Origin of the sequence: Bradyrhizobium sp. MOS001 (assembly GCF_004634465.1) — a bacterium.
Taxonomy (GTDB): domain Bacteria; phylum Pseudomonadota; class Alphaproteobacteria; order Rhizobiales; family Xanthobacteraceae; genus Bradyrhizobium; species Bradyrhizobium barranii.
On record NZ_SPVJ01000015.1, the window covers coordinates 118,925 to 143,547 of the forward strand.

Here is a 24,623-nt window from a genome sequence, read left to right on the forward strand (position 1 = left end):
CGATCAGGTCTCTTTCGACTCGTCGATGATGCTGACATGGGCGGCGACGACGCGCCAGCCCTCCGCGAAGCGAATCCAGGTCTGCATTTGCCGGCCGACCTTGCCGGGAGCCGTGTCGCGATAGAACAGAGTGGAGGCCACGGCCGTGTCGCGGCCATAGCTGGTGATCACGGTTTTCGCGGTGCGGCGGTTCAGGCCGACCGGCGAGCGGCCGGCGCGGAAGCCGGAGATCGCCTCATAGCCGTAAAGGTTCTCGCCGATGCCATAGCGCAGCGTGCGGGGATCGTTGCGGAAGAGCTCGCCGAGCACGGCGACATCATTGGTGACGAGCGCCTGCTCATAGCGATCGAACGCGGCCTTCACTTCCGCGATCACCTCGGGGAGATCGATCTCCATTTTAAATCCCTCTCAAAGTCCCCTTGGCGACGGCGCGGAGACCACGCCCATCTTCTCCAATGCGTGCGCCACGCGCAGCGCGATGTCCTCGCGCCAGGGCGCGGCGATGATCTGCACGCCGATCGGCAGCGGCTCGAGCGGCACCGGCACGGCGACCACCGGCAATCCGATGAACGAGATCGGCTGGGTGTGGATGCCGATATTGGCGCGCACCGGCAACTCGACGCCGTCAAGCGTGAAATTCACCTGGCCAAGCTTCGGCGCGGTGCAGGGCGTGGCCGGTGCAATCAGCACGTCGACAGATTTGAAGATCTCGGCGAGCTGCGCGCGATACCAGCGGCGGAATTTCTGCGCGCGGTCGACCAGCGGCGCCGGCACCATCGCGCCGGCGATCAGCCGGTCGCGCACGGCGGGATCGAAATCGTTCGGGCGCTTGCGCAGGCGATCGAGATGCAGCGAGGCGCCTTCGGTGGTGGTGATGACATAGGCCGCCGCGCGGGCGCGCGAGGCTTCGGGGACGTCAACGATCTTCGTCGCGCCGAGCGCCTTGGCGACGCGGCTGACGGCTTCGACGGCCTCGGGAAACACGTTGTTCTGAAAGTGCCCGCCGGCAATCGCGATGCGCAGGTCCGACACCGGATTGGCGAGCAGCGGCAGCGTCGGCTCCAGACCGCGCGTGGTACAGGCGGCATCATCCGCATCCGGTCCCTGCATCGCGTCATAGGCGAGCGCGAGATCGGTCGCCGAGCGCGCGAACGGACCGAGATGATCGAGGCTCGCGACGAACGGGAACGAGCGCGCCCGCGACAGCCGGCCATAGGTCGGCTTCAAACCAAAGATGCCGCAGAAGGAGGACGGCACGCGGATCGAACCATTGGTGTCCGAGCCGAGCGCGATCGGCACCAGCGCGCCGCCGACGGCGCTCCCCGAACCACCGGACGAGCCGCCGGTCATCCGGGTCGTGTCATGCGGATTGCGCGAGGGACCGTCATGGACGTTCTCGCCGGTGAAGTCGTAGGCGTATTCGCCCATGTTGAGCGCGCCGACGAGCACGGCACCGGCGGCTTCCATCCGCTCGATCAGCGTGGCGTCGCGCTTGGCAGGCGCGAGGTCGCGGTTGATCTTCGAGCCGGCGCGTGTCGGCAGGCCTGCGACGTCAAACAGGTTCTTCACCGCGAAGGGAACACCGGCGAGCGGGCCAACCTCCTTGCCCGACGCGATGTCGGCGTCGATCGCACGCGCCTTCGCACGGGCGCGATCGGCGGTGACGTCGGTGAAGGAATTGAGGACGCCATCGTGCTGCTTGATGCGCGCAAGCGCTGCTTCGGTGGCATCGAGTGCCGACATCTTGCCGCCGGCCACAGCCTTGGCGATGTCCGCAGCCGTCATCTCTGGCTTGGTGGTCATGGCGGGGTCAGACCGTGAAGATCGGCGCGGGCTCGGTCTCGTCCGGCAGCGCGAATTCGTCGACCAGTCGGCCAAGCCGGAGCGAGACTTCGAGATTGGCGCGCACCGCCGGCCTCCAGGCCTCCTCGACCGGCAGCGCCAGCGCTTTCGATACGGCGTCGATATAATCGTCCAGCGGCTCGGCCATCACTCTCTCAAGCTGATCTCAGTGCACTGGCAACGGCGGATGCGGGATCGCCGTCAGCAGCTCCTTGGTGTAGTCGTCCTGCGGATCGCTCAGGACTTTCTCGGAAGAGCCTTCCTCGACGATCCGCCCCGTCCGCATCACAATGACACGATCGCACAACAAGCGCACTACATTCAAATCATGCGAGACGAACAGATAGCTCATACCTAGCCGTGCCTTGAGGTCCTGAAGCAGGTTCAGCACCACCGCCTGCACCGAGACGTCCAGCGCCGCGGTCGGCTCGTCCAGTATGACCAGTTTTGGATGCAGGGCGATGGCGCGCGCGATGCCGACGCGGGCCTTCTGACCGCCGGAGAGCTGGTGCGGAAACCGATCCAGCAGATTGTGCGGCAGCCCGACCATGGTCGCGAGCTCCTCGCAGCGCGTTCGCAGCGCATCGCGTCCCCTGATGTCGCCGAGTTGCATGATGGGGTCGGCGATGGCGCGGGCGGCGGTGAAACGCGGGTTGAGGCTGTCGGTCGGGTCCTGGAACACCATCTGGATGCGGCTGCGCTGCGGCAGCCGGGCGAAGGAGGCAGGCGCGATGGCGCCGATGTCCTCGCCGTCGAACTGGATCAGGCCCGAGGTCTGGTCCAAGAGCCGCATCACCATCATCGACGTCGTCGATTTGCCGCAACCGGATTCGCCGACGAGGCCGACGCTCTCACCATGGCCGATGGAGAGGCTGATGCCGTCGACGGCGCGGAACACGTCAGGCTCCACGGGCGGCTTGCGGCCGAACAGTTTTCCGAGCGTGGCCGTGGCACCCTGGCGGGGATATTCCTTGACGAGCTTTTCGATGAGCAGGAGGGGCTTGGAGGTCTCACCTTGCGAAGGCTGATGGATGGCCGGGTCAGGCCCGGCCATGACGGCTGCGGATGAGGACGCGCCCTCCTCCTCGGCCAACAAATCCCGCAAGGACACGCCGAGCCGCGGCGTCGCGCGCATTAGCTTCTTGGTGTAGGGGTGCTGCGGGTTGGCGAAGATGTCGGCGGCTTTCGCGGTCTCGACCACGCGGCCCTTTTCCATCACCACGACGCGGTCGCAATAGGCTGCGGCCAAACCCAGATCATGCGTGATCAGGATGGTCGACATCGCCTTGCGCTTGGTCAGCTCGACGATCAGGTCCATCACCGCCTTCTGGGTGGTAACGTCGAGGCCGGTGGTCGGCTCGTCCGCGATCAGGAGCTGCGGATTGCAGGCGAGCGCGAGCGCGATGACGACGCGCTGGCACATGCCGCCTGACAGCTCGAACGGATAGGCGTGGTAGCGCTCGCGCGGGCGGGCGATCTTGACCTGCTCCAGCGCCTCGATCGCCTTTTCTCCGTGGTCCGAAACCATGGCTTGCTGCACATGGGTGCGCAGCACGTCCTCGATCTGGTCGCCCACTTTACGGATCGGGTTCAGCGCCGCGCGCGGGTTCTGGAAGATCATCGAGACTTCGCGGCCGCGCAGATCGCGCATCTGGCCTTCGGTCGCGGCCTTCACGTCGATGCCCGAGAACATGACCGAGCCCTCGGCGATCCGCCCCGCCCGGTCGAGGATGCGCATCACCGCATAGGACGTCACCGACTTGCCGGAGCCGGACTCGCCGACGATGGCGAGCGTCTCGCCCTTGGCGACGGAAATGTTGACGTGCTGCACCGCTTTGACGATGCCGCGGCGGGTGGTGAATTCGACCGTGAGGTCCTGGACGTCGAGCAGGGGCTGGGCGGTCATGAGGGCCTCCCGATCAAAAATGTCGAAAACAACCCCATGCACAGTAGAACGGGGTTGGAATCATTGGGGAATTTCGGCGGGAAATTTGCGTGTGAGGCGGGCACCGGCCTCTCGTCCCCTCCCCCCTTGCGGGGGAGGGTTGGGGAGAGGGGTGGCCCCGGGAGAGGTCGGAGTTCGTGGCTACCCCTCTCCCTGCCCCTCCCCCGCAAGGGGGGAGGGAATGAGAGAGCGGTGCTCTCCTCACTTCCAAGCGTTGCGCTTCTCATCCCGCACTTGACAATCATCACGTCCTCCGCTGGGGGTCGACGATGTCGCGGAGGCCGTCGCCGAGGAGGTTGAAGCAGAACACGGCGATCATCAGAGCAAGGCCGGGGAATAGCGCGATCCACCATTCGCCGGAGACCATGAAGCCCGCGCCTTCCGCGACCATGATGCCCCATTCGGCGGTGGGCGGGCGGACGCCGAGGCCGATGAAGGACAGGCCCGCGGCGTTGAGGATGGCGTAGCCCATGGTCAGCGACATCTGCACGATCATGATCGGCATGATGTTCGGCAAGATGTGCACCAGCAGGATGCGGAATTCGCCGTTGCCGGAGAGACGCGCGGCCTGCACGAAGCCGGCATTGCGGCGGACATTGGCTTCGGCGCGCGCGACGCGGGCGTAGAGCGGGAAGTTCACGATGGCGGTGGCCAGAATGATGTTCTGCACGGTATTGCCGAGGGCGGCGACGATGCCCATCGCCAGCACGAACAGCGGGAAAGCCATGATGGTGTCGGCAATGCGGCCGACGATGCGGTCGGTCCAGCCGCCGAAATAGCCGGCCGCGATGCCCGCAAGCCCGCCCATCAGGAACACCAGCACGACGGAGGCGACGGCGATTAACGTATCGAGCCGCGTCGCCACGATGACGCGGCTAAAAATGTCGCGGCCGAGCTGGTCGGTGCCGAACCAGTGCGCCATCGACGGCGGTTTCAGCGCCGCGGCGGTATCGGAAGCGAGTGGATCATACGGCACCACGTAGGGGCCGAAGATCGCCGCGATGAGGATCACGATGAGCAGCGCGAAGGCGAAACCCGTGACCTTGTTCTCACCGAGAACGTAGCGGGTCTGTTCGAGGATCGCGACGAGCCCCGAGGTCCGCGCAGGGCCGACGGGTTCAACAGCAGGCGCAACGGAGCTCATGATTTAGCCCTCCAACCTGACACGCGGATCGATCACGCCGTAGAGAATGTCGATCACGAGATTCAAAAGCACGTACATGACCGCCATGGTCAGCACGAAGCCCTGCACCGGCGCGAAGTCCGACGAGATCAGCGCTTCCACCGCGTAGGAGCCGATGCCGGGCCAGGCGAACACTTTTTCCACCAGCACGTTGGCCCCGAGCAGGAACGAGAACACCATGCTAAGCGTGGTGATGACGGGCAGCATCGCATTGCGAAACGCGTAGGTGATGATGACGGTCGACGGCGACAGACCGCTGGCGCGGGCCGTACGCACGAACTCCGACGACAACACCGCCAGCATCGAGGCGCGCGTCATGCGCGCGATCGGCGCCAGCGAGAAGATCGCGAGCGTCGTCGCCGGCAGGATGAGCTGGCTCAGCGCGGAGCGGAACGCCTCGAAGTCGCGTGCGATCAGGGTGTCTATCAGATAGAAGCCGGTCACGGTCGGCGGCGCGCTGGTGAACACATCGAGGCGGCCGAGCGGCGCGGGCGACCAGCCGAGCCGGAAATAGAAGACATAGACCAGCACGAGGCCGGTGAAGAACACGGGCAGCGACACGCCGGCCGTCGTCGTGACACGGCAGAGATGGTCGACCCATGATCCCGGCCGCGTCGCCGCGAGCACGCCGAGCGGAATAGCGATCACGACCGAAACGATGAGGCCGAGCAGCGTCAGCTCGGCGGAAGCCGGCAGGCGATTGCGGATCTCGGCCGCGACCGGCTGTCCCGTGGTGAGCGAGTTGCCGAAATCGCCATGGGCGAGGTCGTTGGTGTAGCGGAAGAACTGCTCGATCAGCGGCTTGTCGAGGCCAAGCTTCTTGCGGATCTGCTCGACGGCTTCCTTGGTCGCGGCGGGACCGGCGAAGTATGCGGCGGGATCACCGGGCAACGCGCGCGTGAGCAGGAAGGTGACGATGACGACCCCGATCAGCGAGGGAATCGCGAACATCAGGCGCTTGCCGATCATGGTCAGCATGGTGACCTCCTCGTGCGCTCAGCTTGGAAATGAGATCGCGCCGCTTGCACCGCTGCGTTCCCTCCCCCCTTGCGGGGGAGGGTTAGGGAGAGGGGTGGCTCCGGGAGAGGACTGAGTTCGTGGCTACCCCTCTCCCCGCCCCTCCCCCGCAAGGGGGGAGGGAGTGAGAGGGCGGTGGCCGCCTCACTCGAGTCCGGAAGACCACCACATGCCGATGCGTCGCCGACGATCAGCATGACGGCTCACCCCTTCACCAGCGCGCGGTAATCCAGCCTTCGGTGGAACCAGTATTGGTAGCCGCTGATGTTCTTCTGCATCGCGACGTTGACGAAGGGCTGGTACAGCGGGATGCGCGGGATGTCGGTGAAAGCGAGATCGACGAAGCCCTTCACGTCGGCATCGTAGGTCGCAGTGTCGCCGGTCGCCGCTGCCGTGCGCGCGCCGTCGATCAGCTTGTCCATCTCCGCCGACTTGTAGCTCATGGTGTTGAAGACGGAATTGTTGCCGTGATAGCACCAGTAGAAGAAGTATTCGGGGTAATCGAGCCAGCCCGAGAACACGTTGGTGAAGAGCGGCATCTCCTTCTTGTTCAGCTCGGTGCGCCAGTTGGCGCCGGGCACCTTGTTGATGGTGGTCTTGATGCCGATCTGCGCGAGTGACTCCTGCACCAGCACGCAGAGCGGCTCGTTGACGCCGGCAAAATTCAGGTCGAACGAGATCGTGGTCTCGAAGCCGTTGGCGAGGCCCGCCTCCGCCATCAGCGCTTTCGCCCTCTCGATGTCGGTGTTGTATTTGTGCGGCTGCGGCCAGGCGACTTCGGTCGGCTTGTCCTTCGGCGCGCCGAACATCGGGTTGGCGAGGCCGAACATCACCGCGTCGATGATCTTCTGATAGGGCAGCGCGTAGGCCACCGCCTGACGGACCTTCGGATTGTCGAAGGGCGGCTTGGTGACGTTCATGCCGATATACTGGATGCCGTTGGAGAACGGCAGCGACACGACGTTGAGCTTGCCGTTCGCCTTCATCTCCTGAAAATCCTTGTTGGGCAGCTCGTAGGAGATGTCGGCGTCGCCCCGCTCCAGCAGCGCGCGGCGGTTGCCGGCCTGCGGCACCATGCGCCAGATCACGCGCTTGATCTTCGGCAAGGGACCGCAGACCCAATCCTCGTTGCGCTCCATGATCACTTCGGTGCCGGCGGTCCACTTCGTCACCTTGTAGGCGCCGGAGCCCGCAGTCTGCTGTTTTGTAAACTCGAGACCCCAGGGGTCCTTCTCGCTGGCGTTCTTCTTCACCAGCTCGGAATTGACGATGCAGGGCACGATGACCGCGAGATCGGGGATCGTGAGCTTGTCCTTCTTCAGGAAATCGACGCGCACGGTGGTGTCGTCGATCACGACGAACTGCTCCGGCTTGGTGAGAGAGCCCGCACTCATCTGGAAGGTCGGGAAGCCGCCGACGCTGACGGCGCGGTCGAGCGACCACTTCACGTCCTTGGCGGTGACGGGCGTGCCGTCGTGGAATTTGGCGTTCTTGCGCAGCTTGAAGGTGACCGACATGTCGTCGATCTTCATCTCTTCGGCGAGCTCGGGCTTGAACTTGTCGCGGTCGTAATAGGGTACGCCGCCGGGGCCGGTCTTCATCTCGTGGCTGATCAGGCGGTCGTAGCAATTCCAGGACACTTCATAGCCGGGCACGTTGGTGCCGACGCCGTGGATGTCGAGATTGTTCGGGCCGCCTTCCGAGACGATCAGCAGCGTCTCCGAGCGCGCATCGGCATAGGCGGTGGAGATGACCTGTGGCATCGCCGGAAGTGCCGCGCCTGCGGCCAATCCGGACACGGACTTGAGGAAATCGCGGCGCTTCATGAAAATGCTCCAACGCAAAAGTTTCTGGTTGGAACAGGGATTCGCAAGGTTCGTGCCAGCGCTTAACGAGGTCTTAATTTCCAAATAAGATACTGATTCTGAATAATATTTTTGATATCTTGGCGATTGATCGCGTTTTGGACAAGCCGGTCAATTGCATACAAAGATGCGATTCTGCTCTAAAAATAAGCTGAAAGATTGAGCGCTGCCGGATTGAGCAGGCCGTCGCAGATGCCCCGGACCCGTTCAGCCCGCCCAGATCAGATCCTGCAACTCGACGAGATCGTTCGCCCTGTCCTGCCAGCCCTCGATACAGACGTGGCTGTTGAGGTCACTGGCGCGGTGCAGCAGCATCAGCGCCATCAGCCGGCGCTTGAGCGCATAGTCCGGCTTTGCATAGCCAAAGCCCTCGAGCAGACTGCGCACCCTCCCCGGCCGGCCCGCCGCCATGAAGGCGCCGGGGCCGAGCAGATCGTAGTCGCGCCATCCCGTCAGCACGTCGCCGAAGTCGAACAGGCCCGCGAGCGACCATTGATCGTCGTGGCAGGCGAGCAGGAAGTTCTGGGGGATATATTCGCCGACCAGGATCACCGGCGGCGCTTCCATCGGAATCAGCTCGGCCGCGTCGCGCAGGAGATCGTCGAGGCCTTCGAGGAATTTCGGTGCAAGGCCGAGGCGCGTGTGCCGCGCCTTACAGCCCTGCATCTGGGCGCGCATGAAGTCGTCCCAGCGCGGTTCAATGTTTGCGAGCGGACCAAGCGGCGCGTGCTGCACGGCGGCGATGGTCTCGCCGATCTGGCGCAGCAGGCGCTCTTTCTGATCTTCCGCCAGCTGCGGCCACACCTCCGAGCCGAGCGTGCCGGCAAGGCGCGTGATGACGAGGTAAGGCCAGCCGTCGCGCTCACCCTCCGCGACGATCTCGGGAATGGGTAAGGAAAGGCGGCCGGCAAGCTGCGCCAGCGACCCGCGTTCCGAGACGAATTGCGCGCCGAGCTGCGGCGGGAAGATTTTCAGGATCAGCTTCTCACTGAGGCCGACGACGAGATTGGTGCCTGTTACAAACACGTGCGGCGCGCTGGTATCGAGACCGTGGCTGCGTGCGATGTCGAGCGCGATCGGCAGCCATCGCGGAGGATCGGAGCGAAAGGCGCTAAAGCTGTCCGCATCGGCGAAAGCCGGCAGCGGCGCGACGTTCGTCATCTGCCGCTACCGGTCCGGGCTGGCGCGCTCGAACTGGCGCAGCAGCTTGTTGCCGCGCTCGACCGCGGCATCGAGCGCTGCCTGCGCACCCTTCTGGCCGGCGAAGGCCTGCTCCAGCTCGTCCTCGATTGCGCCGCGGATCAGCACGAAGGAGCCGAGCCGGATGCCCTTCGAGTTCTCCGTCGGCTGATGCAGCGTGATCTCCTCGAACGAGATCGCGGAGCCCGGATTGCGCTCGTAAAAACCCTGCGCGCGCGTCAGCTCGAAGGCGGCGCGGGTAATCGGCAGATAGCCGGTGTTCTGGTGCCAGGCCGCCTGCACGCCGGGCTGCGACAGATAGGCGAAGAACCGCGCCACGCCCTTGTATTCCTGGCGCGGGCGGTCGCGCAGCACCCACAGCGTGGCGCCGCCGATGATCGAGTTCTGCGGCGCGTTCTTCACATCGGGCCAGTACGGCATCATGCCGTAGCCGATATCGAACTTCGAATTCGCCTTGATGTCGGCCCGCGTCGCCGAGGAGCCGATGAAGATGCCGCATTCGCCCTTCTGGAAGCGCGGCTCGGCCGACTGGCCGCGGCCGCCGTAATCGAACACCTTGTCCTTCTGCCACTCGGCAAGCTGGGCGATGTGTTGCACGACGACCGGGTTGTTGATGGTCAGTTCGGCATCCAGCCCCGCGAAGCCATTGGTCCGCGTCGCGAGCGGCAGATTGTGGAAGGCGGAGAAATTCTCGATGTGGATCCAGGACGGCCAGGAGGTGGTGAAGCCGCACACAGCACCGCGCTCGCGCAGGCGCTTTGCGGCAAGCCCAAGCTCGGGCCATGTCTTCGGCGGCGCCTCCGGATCGAGGCCCGCGTCGCGGAACATGGTCTTGTTGTAATAGAGGATCGGCGTCGAGGAATTGAACGGGAAGGACAACAGATTGCCGGCCGCATCGGTGTAATAGCCGGAGACTGCGGGAAGGTAATCGCCCAGCGAGAACGGCTCGTTCATGTCCCGCATCATGGTGAACACGGGATAGATCGCGCCCTTGGCCGCGGTCATGGTGGCGGTCGCGACCTCGTTGACCTGGACGATCGCCGGTTGGCTGCGCGAGCGGAAGGCGAAGATCGCCGCCGTCACCGTCTCGGTGTAGTTGCCCTTGTAAGCAGGCACGATGCGGTAATCGGACTGCGAGGCGTTGAAGTCGGCGGCGAGCTTCTCGAGCTGCCGGCCAAGCTCGCCGGACATGGCGTGCCACAGCGCGATGTCGGTTGCGGCGCGCGCCTGAAGAGGCATTGCGAGGACGATGAAAGCGGCGAGGATCCGCAAAAGACTCGATGCTGAAATCACGATGGCTCTTCCCGTGTCGCGCGGCAAAGGCGACCGTACCTGCTTAAGGCGCGGCATTTCCTGTTTCAACCGGGAATGAACGGCGGCCGCGCCGCACAATCGCTCCGCCGGGTGCGGCGGGATGGCCTTCCCTCAACCATCTGCTAGATTGCATTGAACCTTTTTGCTTCGCCATAGACTCCACCACTGAGGGGTTGAGTGTGCCAGTGCTGAACCGTGCCGAACTCTCGCGGACCGGGTTGATCTTCGTCGCGCTTCTGCTCGCGGTCTGCGCGACGAGCGCAGCTGCGCGCGAATTCCGCGCCGCCGACACCCAGGCCGAGGATTACCCGACCGTCCAGGCGCTGCGCTACATGGGCGCGCTGATTGCCGAGCGCACCGGCGGCCGGCACGAGATCAAGGTGTTCCATTCCCGTCAGCTCGGCGAAGAGAAGGAGACCATCGAGCAGACCAGGGTCGGCGCGATCGACCTCAACCGGACCAATGTGGCGCTGATCGGCAACTTCGTCCCGGCGATGAACGTGCTCGCCATGCCGTTCCTGTTCCGGTCCATCGAGCACATGCAGAAGGTGCTGGACGGGCCGATCGGCAGCGAGATCCTCGGCAGTTTCGAGCCCTACGGCTTCGTCGGGCTCGCCTTCTACGATTCCGGCGCGCGGTCGATCTACAACGGCGTCCGTCCGATACGGACTGTCGCCGACCTCAGGGGATTGCGGATCCGGGTGCAGCAGTCGGAGTTGATGAGCGAGATGATTCGCTCGCTCGGCGCCGAGCCGGTCGAGATGCCCTACGGGCAGGTGCTCACCGGGCTTGCCAACCATCTGATCGACGGCGCCGAAAACAACTGGCCATCTTTCGTGACGACAGACCATTACAAACATGCCGGCCACCTCGCGCTCACCGAGCACACGATGAGCCCGGAAGTGCTGGTGATCTCGCTGAAGGCCTGGAAAAGCCTGTCGGCGGACGACCAGCAGATATTCCGCGAAGCCGCGGCTCACTCCAGCCGGTTCATGCGCGAGAAGTGGCGCGACCTCGAGGAGCAGTCGCAGCACAAGGCTGAAGCCGCCGGCATCACCGTCGCCAGGGACATCGACCGCAAGCCGTTCGAGGAGGCGATGGCTGCGATCTATGCCAAGGCGGGGCGCGATCCCGCCGCGGCCGCGCTGATCGAACGCATTCGCAAGGTGGAGTGAGCCGCTTGGCTGCACTTGGACACAGCGAGCACGCAGACAGGCCGCCCGGCCCGCTCGGGCGGCTGCGCGCACGCCTGGTCGGGATGCTCCGCGCGGTGCCGATCCGCTGGCGCATCCTGTCGATCGCGGCGCTGAACTCGGCCGTGGTCGTGGTGCTGGTGGGGCTGATCTGGAACGGCACGCAGGTGCTGGGCTCGGCCTGGGGCGACGTCCGCCAGGTGCGCGAGTCCGACCGCATCCTGGCGCTGCTCGAGAGCGAGACCGGGCGCCTGCACAATCTGATCCACCGCTACATCAACCAGCCGAGCCCGGACCTATTTGCCGAGATCCTGCTGCTGCGCGAGGCGGTGCTGGGCACGCTCACCGACCGTGCCGCCAAGGACCCGATGCTGTCGGGCTCAGTCGAGGAGCTGGAGCGCACCACCGACCGCTTCCTCAACGGCTTCGGCGAGCTGCGCAGCGTGCAGGCGACCATCGCCAAGACCTATGAGGAGCAGGTGCAGGGCCCGGCCAGGGACATGGCCGGGCTCTATTCCATCATCGAAGGTGCCACCGGCCATCGCGACGCCTTGATCTGGCCCTCGCTCGGCAAGTCCCGCGAAGCCTTCACCGCGATGCTGGTGGCCGCCAACTCCTACTATCTGTCGCTCTCGCCCGGTGCCGCTGACGACGCGCGCCGCAACACCGAGACGATCGAGAAGACCATTCCGGTCATGATCGATCTCGCCGACAACGACCTGCAGCGCATGGCGCTGCAACGGCTCGGGACCCGCACCATGGCGCTGCGCGAGGGTTTCGCAAAACTCTCCGAGCAGCTGACGAGCCGCACCGAATTGCTGCGCAACACCATCGACGCCAGCCAGGCCGAGGCGATCGGCGCCATCGACGACCTCTCCACCAAGATGCGCCAGCGCGAGCAGAAGGCGCAGGAGACGTTTGATCGTACCCTCGCCGATATCTCGCGGCGGGTGCTGTCGATCGCGGTGATTTTCCTCGGCATCATCCTCACCGCGGGCGTGCTGATCGCGCTGTCGATCCGCCTGCCGCTGCAGCAGATCATGACCGCGATGCGCGCGATCACGCTCGGCGACCTCGACCGCGAGGTGCAGGGCACCAAGGCACGCGACGAGGTCGGCGCCATGGCGCGCGCGGTCGAGGTGTTCCGCGAGAACGCGATCGCGAAGCGCGAGACCGAGGACGAGCTGCGCGCGTCGAAGGAGAAGGCCGAGAGCGCGCTGCTCGAGCTCAACACCGCGCAGCAGAATTTGATCGACGCCGAACGGCTGGCGGCGCTCGGCGGACTCGTCGCCGGCGTCGCGCACGAGGTCAACAACCCGATCGGCATCAGCCTGACCGTCGCCTCCAGCTTCGCCCGGCGCACCGAGATCTTCGAGGCCCAGCTCAAGGGCGACGGCGGCCTGCGCCGCTCGCAGCTGGAGGAGTTCGTGCAGTCCTCGCGCGACGCCTCGCAGCAGCTCGTCGCCAACCTCACCCGCGCCGGCGAGCTGATCCAGTCGTTCAAGCAGGTCGCGGTCGACCGCTCGCATGCCGAGCGGCGGCAGTTCTCACTCAGCGAAGCTACCGACCAAATCATCGCCAGCCTGCGTCCGGTCCTGAAGCGCTCGCCGATCACGCTCCAGGCCGACGTGCCCGAGGGGCTCCTGCTCGACGGCTATCCCGGCTCCTATGGCCAGATCCTGACCAACCTCTTCCTCAACGCGGCCAACCACGCCTTTGCCGACGGCCGCGCCGGCACGATCACGATCTCGGCGCGGCCGCGCGGGACCGACGACATCGAGATCATCTTCGCCGATGACGGGGCCGGCATGACCCCTGACGTGCAGCGCCAGGCCTTTGACCCATTCTTTACCACCCGGCGCAATGAAGGTGGTACGGGACTCGGCTTGCATATCGTCTATAACCTTGTCACCCAGCAGCTCGGCGGGCGCATGATGCTGGAATCCAAGCTGGGACAAGGCACTACTTTTCGCATTATCATGCCCCGGGTCGCCAAGGGCGGCGCGCAAAGCACAGAGACTGACGGGACTTCTCAATGGCCGAACAGGACGATGTCCTCCACCTGATCGACGATACCGGTACCGCACCGGAGGACCAGAACGCACGGAAGTGGAAGATCGCCGTCATCGACGACGATCCGGCCGTGCACGACGGCACCCGCTTCGCGCTGTCCGACTACAGCCTCAACGGCCAGGGGCTGGAGATCCTCTCCGCCCATTCCGCGGCGGAAGGTCGCAAGCTGATGGCCGCGCATGGCGACATCGCCGCCGTGCTGCTCGACGTCATCATGGAGACGGATGTCGCCGGCCTCGAGCTGGTCGAGTTCATCCGCAACGAGCTCAAGAACGAGACCGTGCGTATCATCCTGCGCACGGGACAGCCCGGCCAGGCGCCGGAGCGGCGCGTGATCGTCCAGTACGACATCAACGACTACAAGGCCAAGACCGAGCTCACCGCCGACAAGCTGTTCACCTCGCTGACCGCGGCGCTGCGCTCCTATCAGCAGCTCGAGCGCATGGTGCAGACGCGGCGCGGGCTCGAGATCATCATCGACGCGGCCTCGACGCTGTACGACTTCAAGTCGATGCAGCGGCTCGCCGAGGGCGTGCTGACCCAGCTCGCCTCGCTGCTCAATGTCGATTGCGCCGGCATACTGGTGCTGCGCGACAATGGCGGCGTGGACCCCGAGCTCTCCGTGCTCGCCGGCAGCGGCTGCTACAGCCGCTTCATCGGCACGACCTCGTCGAAGGCGCTCGACCCCGATCTGCGGACGATGGTGGAAGCCGCGTTCCAGGGCCGCAAGAACGAATTCGCCGACCACCGCAGCGTGATCTATCTGCGGACCGGCTCCGGCCGCGAGGTGGTGGTGCTGCTGCAGGCCGAGCGCGAGCTGTCCGAGACCGACCGCTCGCTGGTCGAGATCTTCTCCAGCCGGCTCTCGATCGCCTTCGACAACGTCATCCTCTACCAGCAGCTCCAGGACGCCAACACGCAGCTCGAGGACCGCGTCGCCCAGCGCACCCGCGCGCTGATGCAGGCCAACCGCCGCCTCTCGGCGCAATGGCTGCGGCTGCAGCGCGCCAACGGCTTCAAGAACGAGATTTTGGGCACCGTCGCCCACGACCTCAAGAACCCGCTGGGCGTCATCCTCGGCCGCACCGAGATGCTGAAGGAGCTGATCTCGACCGGCGCCTCGTCCGATGGCGTGGTCGCCCAGGTCGATCACATCCGCGATGCGACGAAGCGCCTGACCACGATGGTTGATCATCTGATCTCGGACGCGATGGCCGATGCCTTCGACATTACCATCCGCCGCGAGCCGGTCGACGTCGCGGCGCTGGTGAAAGAGGTCGCCGATGCCAACCACCCGCTCGCCGTCAACAAGCAGCAGGCGATCAGCGTCACGGCGCCACCCAACATCGTCACCATGTGCGACACCGACCGCATCCGCGAGGCGATCGACAATCTGATCAGCAACGCCATCAAATACTCACCGATCGGCGGCAAGATCATCGTCGCCGTCACCCATGAGGCCAGCGATACCGTCGTCCGCGTCAGCGACGAGGGCGCCGGCCTGTCGCCGGAGGATCTCGGCCGCCTGTTCGGCCGGTTCCAGCGGCTGTCGGCCAAACCGACCGCGGGCGAGAGCTCGACGGGGCTTGGGCTTTCCATCGTCAAGCGTATTATCGACATGCATGGCGGCGAGGTGACGGCCGAGAGCGACGGTCCCGGCAAGGGATCGACCTTCACCATCACCCTGCCCGCGACCGAGTTGCCGTGATTCGAGTACCGAGATCTGAGTGATATGACCCAAAGCCAGCACATCATGATCGTCGACGACGAGGCCCCGGCCCGGGAGATGGTCGGCGATTACCTCAAGATGCACGGCTTCACCGTGACGCTGTGCGACGGCGGCAAGAGCTTGCGCACCGCGATCGACGGCAGCATGCCGGACCTCGTCGTGCTCGACCTCAACATGCCCGAGGAAGACGGCCTCTCGATCATCCGCGACCTCAAGAGCCGCATCAACGTGCCCGTGATCATGCTGACGGCGACCGCAAGCCCGATCGACCGTGTCGTCGGTCTCGAGCTCGGCGCCGACGATTACGTGGCAAAGCCCTGCGAGCTGCGCGAGCTGATGGCGCGCATCCGCTCGGTGTTGCGGCGAAGCACGCCGGTGAAGGCGGCCGAGACCGCGCCCGCCAAATCGGACAAGGATCAATTGGTGCGCTTCGGCACCAAATGGCTCGACCTCGAAGCGCAGGCCTTGCGCGACGACGAAGGCAACGAGCACCCGCTCACCGCCTCCGAGTTCGGGCTGCTCAAGGTGTTCGCGGCCAATCCGAAGCGCGTGCTGTCGCGCGAGCGCCTGCTCGAACTGGCCAATGCGCGCGACGCCGAAGCCTTCGACCGCGCCGTGGATCTGCGCATCATGCGCATCCGCCGCAAGATCGAGCCCGACCCGACCAAGCCAGCCGTGATCCGCACCATCCGCGGCGGCGGCTATCTGTTCTCGCCCGCGGGCGAGAAGGCGTAAGTCGCGCGACGCCTACCGCTGTCGTCCCGGGCTCGCTTCGCGCCCTGGAATGACGGCATGGGTGGCGCGACCGAACGCGAAGCCCGGAATTTCGTTCCCGGCGGCCCCGGGCGCTCCCCAATCCTCACCCCCGTATTTTCCGTACATTGAAATTCCACGGCTTTTCGCCCCGAATGTTTCGTCGCGGTCTGTCCGACGAAACAATTTGGCGGCGCACGAAACCATTTTTCGCTTTTCGTGCAGACGTCCCGAAACGTTCGCTGATTAACACTTTGGTCCAAGGAAACGCCGCTCGGTTGCGGCGCTACGGGGAGCTAAGTCAATGCCGAACGTCATCGCCATCAACGCCCAAGCCAGCCAGAGCATCATTGCCGCTCAGGCGACCTCGGACGACATGCTCCTGGAGAGCATTGCGGACGGCAACCGGACGTCCATGCACATCCTCTATTGCCGGCACAATGTGCGGGTGTATCGCTTCATCCTGCGCATCGTGCGTGACGCGACCACGGCGGAAGACCTGGTCAGCCAGGTGTTCCTCGACGTGTGGCGCACGGCAGGCCAGTTCCAGGGCCGCTCGCAGGTCTCGACCTGGCTGCTCTCGATCGCACGCTTCAAGGCGCTGACCGCGATGCGCCAGCGCCGCTTCGAGGACATCGACCAGGACGACGTGCGCCAGATTCCTGACGATGCCGAGACGCCCGAGACCTCGCTCGACCGCAACGACACCAGCGCCATTCTGCGCGCCTGCGTGCAAAAACTGTCGCCCGCGCATCGCGAGATCATCAACCTCGTCTACTACCATGAGAAGTCGGTGGAGGAGGTCGGTCAGATCATCGGCATCCCGCAGAGCACGGTGAAGACCCGGATGTTCTATGCGCGCAAGCAACTGGCCGATTTGCTTAAGGGCGCCGGCGTCGACCGTTTCGCCGCCTAAGACCAAGGATTTCAATGGGATAGGACCGAAGTTTCGGCCCGGTCCCCGGACACGGAAGTGTTACCGCCGACGAAATAATTGAAACAAAGCACAACATCAGGCGGAAAAACTTCCCTCCTACAAAGCTCACATACGGTTTCGTTAAACCTCCCAAGACTTCCAGCGACCCGGACGGGATGCCCCCCTCCGGGTCGTTTTGTGTTTGGCGGGCTGAGGCCCATTCTCGCCACCCAAGTGAGGCGGGCACCGCTCCATCATTCCCTCCCCCCTTGCGGGGGAGGGAGCGCGCCGGCGCCGTGGCCAACAGGGCTGCCTCGCAATGCCGCCCGGCACGCCCCACACCAAGCAGCCGCCCCCTCACGAACGTGTGACGCCACGTAACAACGCGCGCAGCCATCCCGAACTGCCCTCGTGACCTCCTTCACGAGTGCCCGATGCTCGAACTTGTCTTCGCCGTCCTTGCCGGCATCCTCACCATCGCCGCGCCCTGCACGCTGCCGATGCTGCCGATCCTGCTCGGCGCCTCGATCGGGCGGGCGGGGCACTTGCGGCCCGCGATGATCGCGCTCGGCTTCGTCGTCTCGTTCTCGGCGACCGCGCTGCTGTTGGGTGCGATCACGCGCCTGTTCGACTTCGATCCGAACGTGCTGCGCGAGGCCGCGTCGATCCTGCTGCTCGGCTTCGGCCTGTTGATGCTGTGGCCGGCGCCGTTCGAATGGCTCTCGATCCGGCTCAACGGCTGGCTCGATCTCGGCAATTCCGGCGCCGTGCAGCGCGAGGGCGCGCTTGGCGGCCTCGTGCTCGGAACCACGCTCGGCCTGGTCTGGACGCCCTGCGCCGGTCCCGTGCTCGGCTCGATCCTGACGCTGGTCGCGACGTCGAAGAACGCCAGCTGGGCCGGCGTGCTGTTGATTGCCTATGCCATCGGCGCGGCGATCCCGATGCTCGCGATCGCCTATGGCGGACAGGCTGCGACCACGCGCGTGCGCAGCCTCGCGCGGATCTCCCCGCGGCTGCAGCAGGGCTTTGGTGTCGTCGTGATCGCCTTCGCGGTCGCCGCCTATTTCCAGTACGACACGCTGATCGTGGCGTGGCTCACCGGATTCTATCCCACCGGCCAGATCGGCCTGTGATCATCCCTCATCTTCACCGGAGGACGCTTCCATGACTTTCAAACTGCTCGCCGTCTCCGCCGCACTGATCGGCATGGCCGTGACAGGCGCCGTCATCCCCGGCATCTGCGACGAGGCCGTGCGCGCCACCCCTGTCGTCACCGCTGCCGCAAGCCAGCAGACCGCACCTGACTTCACCGGCATCAACACCTGGTTCAACTCGAAGCCGCTGAGCATCGCCGACCTCCGCGGCAAGGTCGTGCTGGTCGACTTCTGGACCTATGGCTGCGTCAACTGCGTCAACACGCTGCCGCACGTCACAGACCTCTATGCCAAGTACAAGGACAAGGGCCTCGTCGTGGTCGGCGTGCACACGCCGGAATTCCCGTTCGAGCGCTCCGCCGCCAATGTGCAGGCCGCGCTGAAGCGCCACGGCATCACCTATCCGGTGGCGCAGGACAACGATTCCAAGACCTGGAACGCCTACCAGAACCAGTATTGGCCGGCGCAATACATTATCGACCAGAGCGGCAAGATCGTGTTCCAGCACGAGGGCGAGGGCCGCTACGACGAGATCGACCGCACCGTGGCAAAGCTGCTGAACGCCAGCAGCTGAGGCCGGCTCGCCGCTGCCGCCGTTGTTGCTTGACTCCACGGACCCGTCCGTGGAGTTTCCCGAGCGACGGAATCAGCGCCCGCAATGGACGACGCGACCACCAGCCCCGACATTCGCCTTCGCGAAGGCGCCTCGATCGCGCAGCGGCTGGTCATGTCCGGCTTTGCGGCCGCCGTGGCGCTGTGCTTCACGCCGGGCCTGTTCACGCACGACACTTTGGAGGTGATCGTCTCGGTGGCCGCGCTCCTCGTGGGAACTGCGTTCGTGGTCGGCATCATGCTGGCGCCTGCGGTGGTGTGGATCATCACGCCGAACGAGATCCTGATCGGGCAACAGCGGCCGTTCGGAAAACTCCGGACCAGGATCGTCGCGAAGGACGACATCAGGGGATTACAGGTTCCCGGCAGCAAGCGGGCGAAGGCCCGTTTCCAGCTGGCCTTCACGCTGGCCTCGGGGGAGCGCCTGACGTCCCCGCCGATCTCCGACGTCACGCATGTACGCGATACCGTGGCGCGGATCGCCGCGCAGTTCGATGTCCCCGACGTCGAGTCACCCGTCAATCCGCTCGATGCCAGCAATCCCGAGATGCGTCTCGGCGAGCCGCTCGAGGCGTTTTCCGCCCGGGACATAAGGATCGTCGCGCTGATCGCCGTCGCCTTGTCCGCCGTTCCCTACGCCTACAAGCTCTGGCGTGGATGGCCGCCCAGCCATGTCGACATCCTGCTGCTGCCGCTCGGCGCGATCGCCGCATTCGCGGTTTACCGATACGCCAACCTCGTGACCGGCGCGTTCTGGATCATCCGCGATAGCGATATCCGCGTCGAACGCCTGTGGGGCGACGGCACGCCGCGCGCCGATCATATCGAGGGGCACGACGTGAAGACGATCACCGTCGACCGCCGCGGCCGATCCGAGGACGAGCACTGCATCGTCACCATCCGATTGCGCTCGGGGCGACGCTTTCGCAGCCCACGAATCGGGTCGCGGATCGAGGCTCGCGCGGTGGGTGCCGAAATCGTCCGACGTCTTGGGATTGCGGCGGAGAATAGCAAGATTTAGAGCGCGCTACGCCCACGTCGTCATGGCCGGGCTTGTCCCGGCCATCCACGTCTTTACCCAGGGCACGAAGAACGTGGATGCTCGGGCCTTCGCCTCGCCGAAGCGGCTTCGGCCGCGCAGGCGGGACAAGCCAGGGCCTGACGGATGCAGATTTGACAGCCCGCCGCCCGGAGGATGGCGCCGGCACTGCTTTTCGCGCCACCCCCTGTTTGTGGCATTGCCCGGCCTCGTCAAAAAACCAAAGCATTCTCGTGACATACCAGCCGGGCGCGCCATGAACTTGCCACGAAGCTGCCCCTGAGTTCAGATGGTCCGAATGATTTACGCTGTGGCAGCGGGGAGAGCTTGAAATGACGGATTATCGTCGCCTGACCGGGGCGTTCATCGCGGTGCTGGGCCTGGTCCTGACCACCTCATACGCCTCCGCCCAGCAGCTTGACCGCGGCGACGAGCCGGGCCTGGTCGCCGACGACGCCTACCAGCTCGAGCCGGAATGGCAGAAGCAGGTCGTGTACTTCCGCACCACCGAGACGCCGGGCACCATCATCATCTCGACCGCCGAGCGCCACCTCTATCTGGTGCAGCCGGGCGGGCGCGCGATCCGTTACGGCATCGGCGTCGGCCGCGACGGCTTCCAATGGCAGGGCCTGGTGAACATCACCAACAAGAAGGAGTGGCCGGACTGGACGCCGCCGCCGGAGATGATCCAGCGCCAGCCCTATCTGCCGCGCTTCATGGCCGGCGGCCCCGGCAATCCGCTCGGTGCCCGCGCCATGTATCTCGGCACCACCGTCTACCGCATCCACGGCACCAACCGTCCTGATACGATCGGCACCAAGGTATCCTCGGGCTGCTTCCGTCTCGTCAACCATGACGTCGCCGATCTCTACGATCGCGTCCCGGTTGGCACCAAGGTGGTCATCCGACAGAAGCCCGAACTCTGATCTTCCTCGCCTTAGCGAATAGTCCTTTTCCCGATTATTTCGAGAGAGCAACATGATGCGCACTTTTCGAGGCGGCCTGCTGATCGGGCTCGCCGTTGCCGTACTGGTCGGCGCCCTGGCGGTGATCTATGAGTTCTACGATACCCGCACCCTGAAGCGCACCGTTCGCCGCGGCGAGGTGCTGTGCGGCGTCAACAAGGGCCTGCCGGGCTTCTCGATCCCCGATGACAAGGGCAACTGGACCGGATTCGACGTCGATTTCTGTCGCGCGGTGGCAGCCGCCATCTTCAACGATCCCGGCAAGGCCAAGTTCGTTCCACTCGACGCCAGCGAGCGCTTCAAGGAATTGCAGAGCCGCAAGGTGGACATCCTCTCGCGCAACTCGACCTGGAGCATGGCGCGCGAGCTCGACTATGACCTCTATTTCCCGGCGGTGGCCTACTACGACGGCGCCGGCTTCATGCTGCCGCGTTCACGCAACAAGGAGACTTCGCTGGACCTGACCGGCAGCAAGGTCTGCGTGCAGGCTGGCACGACAACGCTGCTCAACGTCGCCGACTACTTCCGTGCCAACAACATGAAGTATGAAGAGGTGAAGTTCGACAAGCTGGATGACGTGGTGAAGGCCTACGACTCCGGCAAGTGCGACACGCTGAGCGCCGACGTCTCGCAGCTCTACGCGCTGCGGCTCAATCTCTCCAAGCCCGGCGACCATATGATCCTGCCGGACATGATCTCAAAGGAGCCGCTCGCGCCCGTGGTGCGCCAGCGCGACGACGACTGGATGATGATCGTGAAGTGGACGCTCTACGCGATGATCAACGCCGAAGAGCTCGGCGTGAGCTCGGAGAACATCGACGAGGCGCTGAAGTCGAAGAAGCCGGAAGTGATGCGCCTGGTCGGCACCGAGGGCAATTACGGCGAGCAGCTCGGCCTCACCAAGGACTGGGTCGTCCGCATCATCCGTAACGTCGGCAATTACGGCGAGATGTACGAGCGCAACATCGGCGAGAAGTCCAAGCTGAAGATCCCGCGCGGCATGAACCAGCTGTGGAATGCCGGTGGCGTGCAGTACGCGCCGCCGATGAGGTAATCGGCGGTCTCACCGCCGTCATTGCGAGCGAAGCGAAGCAATCCAGAATCCCTCCGCGGCGACAGCCTGGATTGCTTCGTCGCTTCGCTCCTCGCAATGACGAGCTCGGGGCAAGCTTTCTCCACACTCTCAACTGTCATCGCCCGGCTTGACCGGGCGATTCAGTATTCCGAGACGTCAATCGTATGCGGACAGGCCGCGGCGTACTGGATCGCCCGGTCAAGCCGGGCGACGACACCGCGTGTGAGGCACGTCCTCGCGCCTCACATCCACTCGCCTCAATACCCCCGCGCCCTTGCCAGCTGCTCGGTGTGGTAGTTCGCGTCGCCGAACAGCTCCTCGCACACGCGCGCGCGCTTCATGAAGAAGCCGATGTCGAACTGGTCGGTCATGCCCATGCCGCCATGCATCTGCACGCCTTCCTGCACCGCGCGGGTGGCGGTGGTGCCGGCGCGGGCCTTGGCCACGGCGACGCTTGATGCGGCCTTGGCGACGTCGGCATCGAGCGCCTGGAGCGCCTTCATCGTGGCGGCGCGGGTGATCTCGATGTCGACATAGAGCTCGGCGGCACGGTGTTGGAGTGCCTGGAATTCGCCGATCAGCTTGCCGAACTGCTTTCTGTTCTTGAGGTACTCGACGGTGCGGTTGAAGACTTCTTCGCTCAAGCCCACCATTTCGGCGGCGACCGCGCCGCGGCCGATGTCGAGCACGCCGTCGAGCAGCGCTGCACCCTGATCGACCTCGCCGAGCACGCTATCGGCGTTGACCTCGACATTGGCAAGCTCGATCCGTGCCGCGTTGTGCGCATCGACCATGATGGTGCGCTCGATCGCAACGCCCTTGGCCTTGGGATTGACCAGGAACAGCGTCAGCCCTTCACGCTCGCCGGCGGCGCCAGCGGTGCGCGCCGCGACGATGAAGAGGTCCGCGACGTGGCCGTCGACGACCAGCGCCTTGGCGCCGGAGAGCTTGAAGCCGTTGCCGGCGCGCACCGCCTGGAGGCTGGTCTGAAGCGGGCGATGCTTGGCGCCTTCGTCGATCGCGAGCGTCGCGAGCAGCGAGCCGTTGGAAATTTTCGGCAAAAATTCCGACTTCTGCGCGGCATTGCCGCCGCGATTCAGCGCCGAGGCTGCGACCACGCTGGTGGCGAGGAACGGCGACGGCATCAAGGTGCGACCGATCTCCTCCATCACCACACCGGCTTCCATGAAGCCGAGGCCGCTGCCGCCGAACTCTTCCGGCACCAGGAGGCCGGCAAGGCCCATCTCGGCGAAGGAATGCCACAGCTCCTTGGAGAAGCCGGTGGGATCCTTGGCGTCGCGCAGGGATCGCAGGTGCGACACCGGCGCCTTGTCGCTGATCAGCCCGCGCGCGCTATCGCGGAGCATCGATTGTTCTTCTGTGAGGACGAGGGCCATGTGCGTGTTTCCGATTCGAAATCTATTTGTCGTCGTCATTCCGGGATGCGCCGCAGGCGCAGGCCCGGAATCCATCAGGCGGCAGAATGGATTCCGGGTTCGCGACTTCGTCGCGCCCCGGAATGACAGAAAGCCTCACGCCCCCGGCAGATCGAGGATGCGCTTGGCGACGATGCCGAGCATCACCTCCGTCGTGCCGCCCTCGATCGAGTTGGCCTTGGTGCGCAGCCAGGCGCGCGGGCGGGCACCCTGCCTGGAGCGCTCGCTCTCCCATTCCAGCGCGTTGACGCCACCGGCCGACATCAGTATCTCGTGACGGCGCTTGTTGAGCTCGGTGCCGTAATATTTCATCGCGGACGAGAACGCCGGATGCGCCTGGCCGGCCTTGGCGAGATCGACGGCGCGTTCGGCGCAAGCGGCGAGCGCTGCCTCGTCGACGTCGAAGCTCGCGATCCGGCCGCGCAGCATGGAATCGTCGAGCTTGCCTTGTGCATCGGTGCCGACGGAATCCGCCGCGATCTGCCCGAGCGGCCGGCCGACGCCGCGCTCGCCCATGCCTGATATCATCGCGCGCTCATGCTGCAGCAGATATTTTGCGACGTCCCAACCGCGGTTGACGGTGCCGACCAATTGCGACTTCGGAACGCGGACACCGTCGAAGAAGGTTTCGCAGAACGGCGAATAGCCCGAGATCAAAAGGATCGGCTTGGTCGTCACGCCCTTCGAGGCCATGTCGAACAGGATGAAGCTGATGCCGTCGTGCTTCTTCGCCGCGGGATCGGTGCGGACGAGGCAGAAGATCCAGTCGGCGTAGTTGGCGTAAGACGTCCAGATCTTCGACCCCGTGATGACGAAATCGTCGCCGTCACTTTCGGCGCGGGTCTGGAGCGAGGCGAGATCGGAGCCGGCGTTCGGCTCAGAATAGCCCTGGCACCAGCGGATCAGGCCCGCCGCGATGTCAGGCAGGTGCTCCTTCTTCTGCGCCTCGTTGCCGTATTTGAGCAGCGCCGGCCCCAGCATCCAGATGCCGAAGCTCGACAGCGGCGGACGCGCGCCCATCCTGGCCATCTCGGCGCGCAGCACCTTGTGCTCGGCAGCGCTCAGGCCACCGCCGCCATATTCCCTAGGCCAGTCCGGCACGGTCCAGCCCTTGTCGCGCATGCGCTCGAACCAGAGGCGCTGCGGCTCGGACGCGAATTTCGTATTGCGTCCGCCCCAGAACACGTCGCTGTCCGAGGTCACCGGCTTGCGCATCTCCGGCGGGCAGTTGGCTTCCAGCCAGGCGCGCGTTTGCTCGCGGAATTTCTCAAGATCGGCGGGTTCAGATTCACTCATGGTCGTTTCCATCAAT

Annotated in this window: 21 protein-coding genes; 10 read left to right on the top strand and 11 right to left on the bottom strand. The window is 65.0% G+C overall.

Annotated features, from left to right (window positions below; genetic code table 11):
- Window positions 1-3 precede the first annotated feature (3 nt).
- From hpxZ to ugpB, 9 genes are all read right to left on the bottom strand, one after another.
- Entirely contained in the window at window positions 4-396 is a 393-nt protein-coding gene (gene hpxZ / locus CT676_RS20460; protein WP_071909099.1) for an oxalurate catabolism protein HpxZ, read from the bottom strand.
- Between the two features lie 12 nt (window positions 397-408).
- Window positions 409-1,803: an AtzE family amidohydrolase gene (locus CT676_RS20465; RefSeq protein ID WP_085399230.1), complete on the bottom strand. Its 1,395-nt coding sequence runs from the start codon at window positions 1,801-1,803 to the stop codon at window positions 409-411.
- A gap of 7 nt (window positions 1,804-1,810) precedes the next feature.
- Window positions 1,811-1,990, bottom strand: a complete 180-nt coding sequence (locus CT676_RS20470) for a DUF4089 domain-containing protein (protein ID WP_028148078.1) — start codon at window positions 1,988-1,990, stop codon at window positions 1,811-1,813.
- Between the two features lie 18 nt (window positions 1,991-2,008).
- Entirely contained in the window at window positions 2,009-3,748 is a 1,740-nt protein-coding gene (locus CT676_RS20475; RefSeq protein WP_085399229.1) for an ABC transporter ATP-binding protein, read from the bottom strand.
- Between the two features lie 283 nt (window positions 3,749-4,031).
- On the bottom strand, window positions 4,032-4,931 hold the full coding sequence (locus tag CT676_RS20480; RefSeq protein ID WP_085399228.1) for an ABC transporter permease: 900 nt from the start codon (window positions 4,929-4,931) through the stop codon (window positions 4,032-4,034).
- Window positions 4,932-4,934: 3 nt separating this feature from the next.
- Window positions 4,935-5,948, bottom strand: a complete 1,014-nt coding sequence (locus tag CT676_RS20485; protein WP_135215219.1) for an ABC transporter permease — start codon at window positions 5,946-5,948, stop codon at window positions 4,935-4,937.
- Window positions 5,949-6,190: 242 nt separating this feature from the next.
- Window positions 6,191-7,813: an ABC transporter substrate-binding protein gene (locus tag CT676_RS20490; protein WP_085403976.1), complete on the bottom strand. Its 1,623-nt coding sequence runs from the start codon at window positions 7,811-7,813 to the stop codon at window positions 6,191-6,193.
- A 246-nt stretch (window positions 7,814-8,059) separates the two neighbouring features.
- Window positions 8,060-9,013, bottom strand: a complete 954-nt coding sequence (locus CT676_RS20495; protein WP_085403977.1) for an aminoglycoside 3'-phosphotransferase/choline kinase family protein — start codon at window positions 9,011-9,013, stop codon at window positions 8,060-8,062.
- Between the two features lie 6 nt (window positions 9,014-9,019).
- Window positions 9,020-10,402: a sn-glycerol-3-phosphate ABC transporter substrate-binding protein UgpB gene (ugpB, locus tag CT676_RS20500; RefSeq protein WP_085403978.1), complete on the bottom strand. Its 1,383-nt coding sequence runs from the start codon at window positions 10,400-10,402 to the stop codon at window positions 9,020-9,022.
- Between the two features lie 143 nt (window positions 10,403-10,545).
- Here ugpB and CT676_RS20505 point away from each other — a divergent pair, with 143 nt between their 5' ends.
- The 10 genes from CT676_RS20505 to CT676_RS20550 all read left to right on the top strand — a co-directional run bounded on the left by CT676_RS20505 (window position 10,546) and on the right by CT676_RS20550 (window position 21,854).
- Window positions 10,546-11,541: a TRAP transporter substrate-binding protein gene (locus CT676_RS20505; RefSeq protein ID WP_085404085.1), complete on the top strand. Its 996-nt coding sequence runs from the start codon at window positions 10,546-10,548 to the stop codon at window positions 11,539-11,541.
- Window positions 11,542-11,624: 83 nt separating this feature from the next.
- Window positions 11,625-13,625, top strand: coding sequence for an ATP-binding protein (locus CT676_RS20510; protein ID WP_223154137.1), 2,001 nt, complete (start codon window positions 11,625-11,627; stop codon window positions 13,623-13,625).
- Window positions 13,595-15,340 carry a DUF3369 domain-containing protein gene (locus tag CT676_RS20515; RefSeq protein ID WP_063979952.1) on the top strand — a complete coding sequence of 582 codons (1,746 nt, stop codon included), beginning with the start codon at window positions 13,595-13,597 and terminating at the stop codon, window positions 15,338-15,340. Before CT676_RS20510 ends, CT676_RS20515 begins: the two co-directional genes overlap by 31 nt.
- A 24-nt stretch (window positions 15,341-15,364) precedes the next feature.
- On the top strand, window positions 15,365-16,096 hold the full coding sequence (locus CT676_RS20520; RefSeq protein ID WP_028151984.1) for a response regulator: 732 nt from the start codon (window positions 15,365-15,367) through the stop codon (window positions 16,094-16,096).
- Between the two features lie 322 nt (window positions 16,097-16,418).
- Window positions 16,419-17,030 carry a sigma-70 family RNA polymerase sigma factor gene (locus CT676_RS20525; protein ID WP_028151983.1) on the top strand — a complete coding sequence of 204 codons (612 nt, stop codon included), beginning with the start codon at window positions 16,419-16,421 and terminating at the stop codon, window positions 17,028-17,030.
- A gap of 434 nt (window positions 17,031-17,464) precedes the next feature.
- Window positions 17,465-18,163 carry a cytochrome c biogenesis CcdA family protein gene (locus tag CT676_RS20530; RefSeq protein ID WP_085403979.1) on the top strand — a complete coding sequence of 233 codons (699 nt, stop codon included), beginning with the start codon at window positions 17,465-17,467 and terminating at the stop codon, window positions 18,161-18,163.
- Between the two features lie 31 nt (window positions 18,164-18,194).
- Window positions 18,195-18,758 (top strand): thioredoxin family protein, encoded by a 564-nt coding sequence (locus CT676_RS20535; protein ID WP_085403980.1) that lies wholly within the window; start codon window positions 18,195-18,197, stop codon window positions 18,756-18,758.
- A gap of 84 nt (window positions 18,759-18,842) precedes the next feature.
- Window positions 18,843-19,817 carry a hypothetical protein gene (locus tag CT676_RS20540; RefSeq protein ID WP_135215220.1) on the top strand — a complete coding sequence of 325 codons (975 nt, stop codon included), beginning with the start codon at window positions 18,843-18,845 and terminating at the stop codon, window positions 19,815-19,817.
- Window positions 19,818-20,167: 350 nt separating this feature from the next.
- Window positions 20,168-20,761, top strand: a complete 594-nt coding sequence (locus tag CT676_RS20545) for a L,D-transpeptidase (RefSeq protein WP_085403982.1) — start codon at window positions 20,168-20,170, stop codon at window positions 20,759-20,761.
- 55 nt (window positions 20,762-20,816) lie between these two features.
- Complete coding sequence (locus CT676_RS20550) at window positions 20,817-21,854, top strand: amino acid ABC transporter substrate-binding protein (RefSeq protein WP_063985936.1); 1,038 nt, start codon at window positions 20,817-20,819, stop codon at window positions 21,852-21,854.
- Window positions 21,855-22,132: 278 nt separating this feature from the next.
- Here the strand turns inward: CT676_RS20550 and CT676_RS20555 are convergent, their stop codons facing one another.
- Both CT676_RS20555 and CT676_RS20560 read right to left on the bottom strand, forming a co-directional pair.
- Complete coding sequence (locus tag CT676_RS20555; protein WP_085403983.1) at window positions 22,133-23,272, bottom strand: acyl-CoA dehydrogenase family protein; 1,140 nt, start codon at window positions 23,270-23,272, stop codon at window positions 22,133-22,135.
- Between the two features lie 135 nt (window positions 23,273-23,407).
- Entirely contained in the window at window positions 23,408-24,607 is a 1,200-nt protein-coding gene (locus tag CT676_RS20560) for an acyl-CoA dehydrogenase family protein (protein WP_085403984.1), read from the bottom strand.
- Window positions 24,608-24,623: the final 16 nt, after the last annotated feature.

Bases quoted from the DNA above. Each gene is read 5' to 3' on its own strand.
- CT676_RS20535 (WP_085403980.1), top strand. From the start codon at position 18,195: ATGACTTTCAAACTGCTCGCCGTCTCCGCCGCACTGATCGGCATGGCC.
- hpxZ (WP_071909099.1), bottom strand. From the start codon at position 396: ATGGAGATCGATCTCCCCGAGGTGATCGCGGAAGTGAAGGCCGCGTTC.
- ugpB (WP_085403978.1), bottom strand. From the start codon at position 10,402: ATGCCGCGCCTTAAGCAGGTACGGTCGCCTTTGCCGCGCGACACGGGA.
- CT676_RS20490 (WP_085403976.1), bottom strand. From the start codon at position 7,813: ATGAAGCGCCGCGATTTCCTCAAGTCCGTGTCCGGATTGGCCGCAGGC.
- CT676_RS20475 (WP_085399229.1), bottom strand. From the start codon at position 3,748: ATGACCGCCCAGCCCCTGCTCGACGTCCAGGACCTCACGGTCGAATTC.
- CT676_RS20465 (WP_085399230.1), bottom strand. From the start codon at position 1,803: ATGACCACCAAGCCAGAGATGACGGCTGCGGACATCGCCAAGGCTGTG.
- CT676_RS20540 (WP_135215220.1), top strand. From the start codon at position 18,843: ATGGACGACGCGACCACCAGCCCCGACATTCGCCTTCGCGAAGGCGCC.
- CT676_RS20485 (WP_135215219.1), bottom strand. From the start codon at position 5,948: ATGCTGACCATGATCGGCAAGCGCCTGATGTTCGCGATTCCCTCGCTG.
- CT676_RS20480 (WP_085399228.1), bottom strand. From the start codon at position 4,931: ATGAGCTCCGTTGCGCCTGCTGTTGAACCCGTCGGCCCTGCGCGGACC.
- CT676_RS20520 (WP_028151984.1), top strand. From the start codon at position 15,365: ATGACCCAAAGCCAGCACATCATGATCGTCGACGACGAGGCCCCGGCC.
- CT676_RS20555 (WP_085403983.1), bottom strand. From the start codon at position 23,272: ATGGCCCTCGTCCTCACAGAAGAACAATCGATGCTCCGCGATAGCGCG.
- CT676_RS20470 (WP_028148078.1), bottom strand. From the start codon at position 1,990: ATGGCCGAGCCGCTGGACGATTATATCGACGCCGTATCGAAAGCGCTG.
- CT676_RS20530 (WP_085403979.1), top strand. From the start codon at position 17,465: ATGCTCGAACTTGTCTTCGCCGTCCTTGCCGGCATCCTCACCATCGCC.
- CT676_RS20560 (WP_085403984.1), bottom strand. From the start codon at position 24,607: ATGAGTGAATCTGAACCCGCCGATCTTGAGAAATTCCGCGAGCAAACG.
- CT676_RS20495 (WP_085403977.1), bottom strand. From the start codon at position 9,013: ATGACGAACGTCGCGCCGCTGCCGGCTTTCGCCGATGCGGACAGCTTT.
- CT676_RS20510 (WP_223154137.1), top strand. From the start codon at position 11,625: ATGCTCCGCGCGGTGCCGATCCGCTGGCGCATCCTGTCGATCGCGGCG.
- CT676_RS20545 (WP_085403982.1), top strand. From the start codon at position 20,168: ATGACGGATTATCGTCGCCTGACCGGGGCGTTCATCGCGGTGCTGGGC.
- CT676_RS20515 (WP_063979952.1), top strand. From the start codon at position 13,595: ATGGCCGAACAGGACGATGTCCTCCACCTGATCGACGATACCGGTACC.
- CT676_RS20525 (WP_028151983.1), top strand. From the start codon at position 16,419: ATGCCGAACGTCATCGCCATCAACGCCCAAGCCAGCCAGAGCATCATT.
- CT676_RS20550 (WP_063985936.1), top strand. From the start codon at position 20,817: ATGCGCACTTTTCGAGGCGGCCTGCTGATCGGGCTCGCCGTTGCCGTA.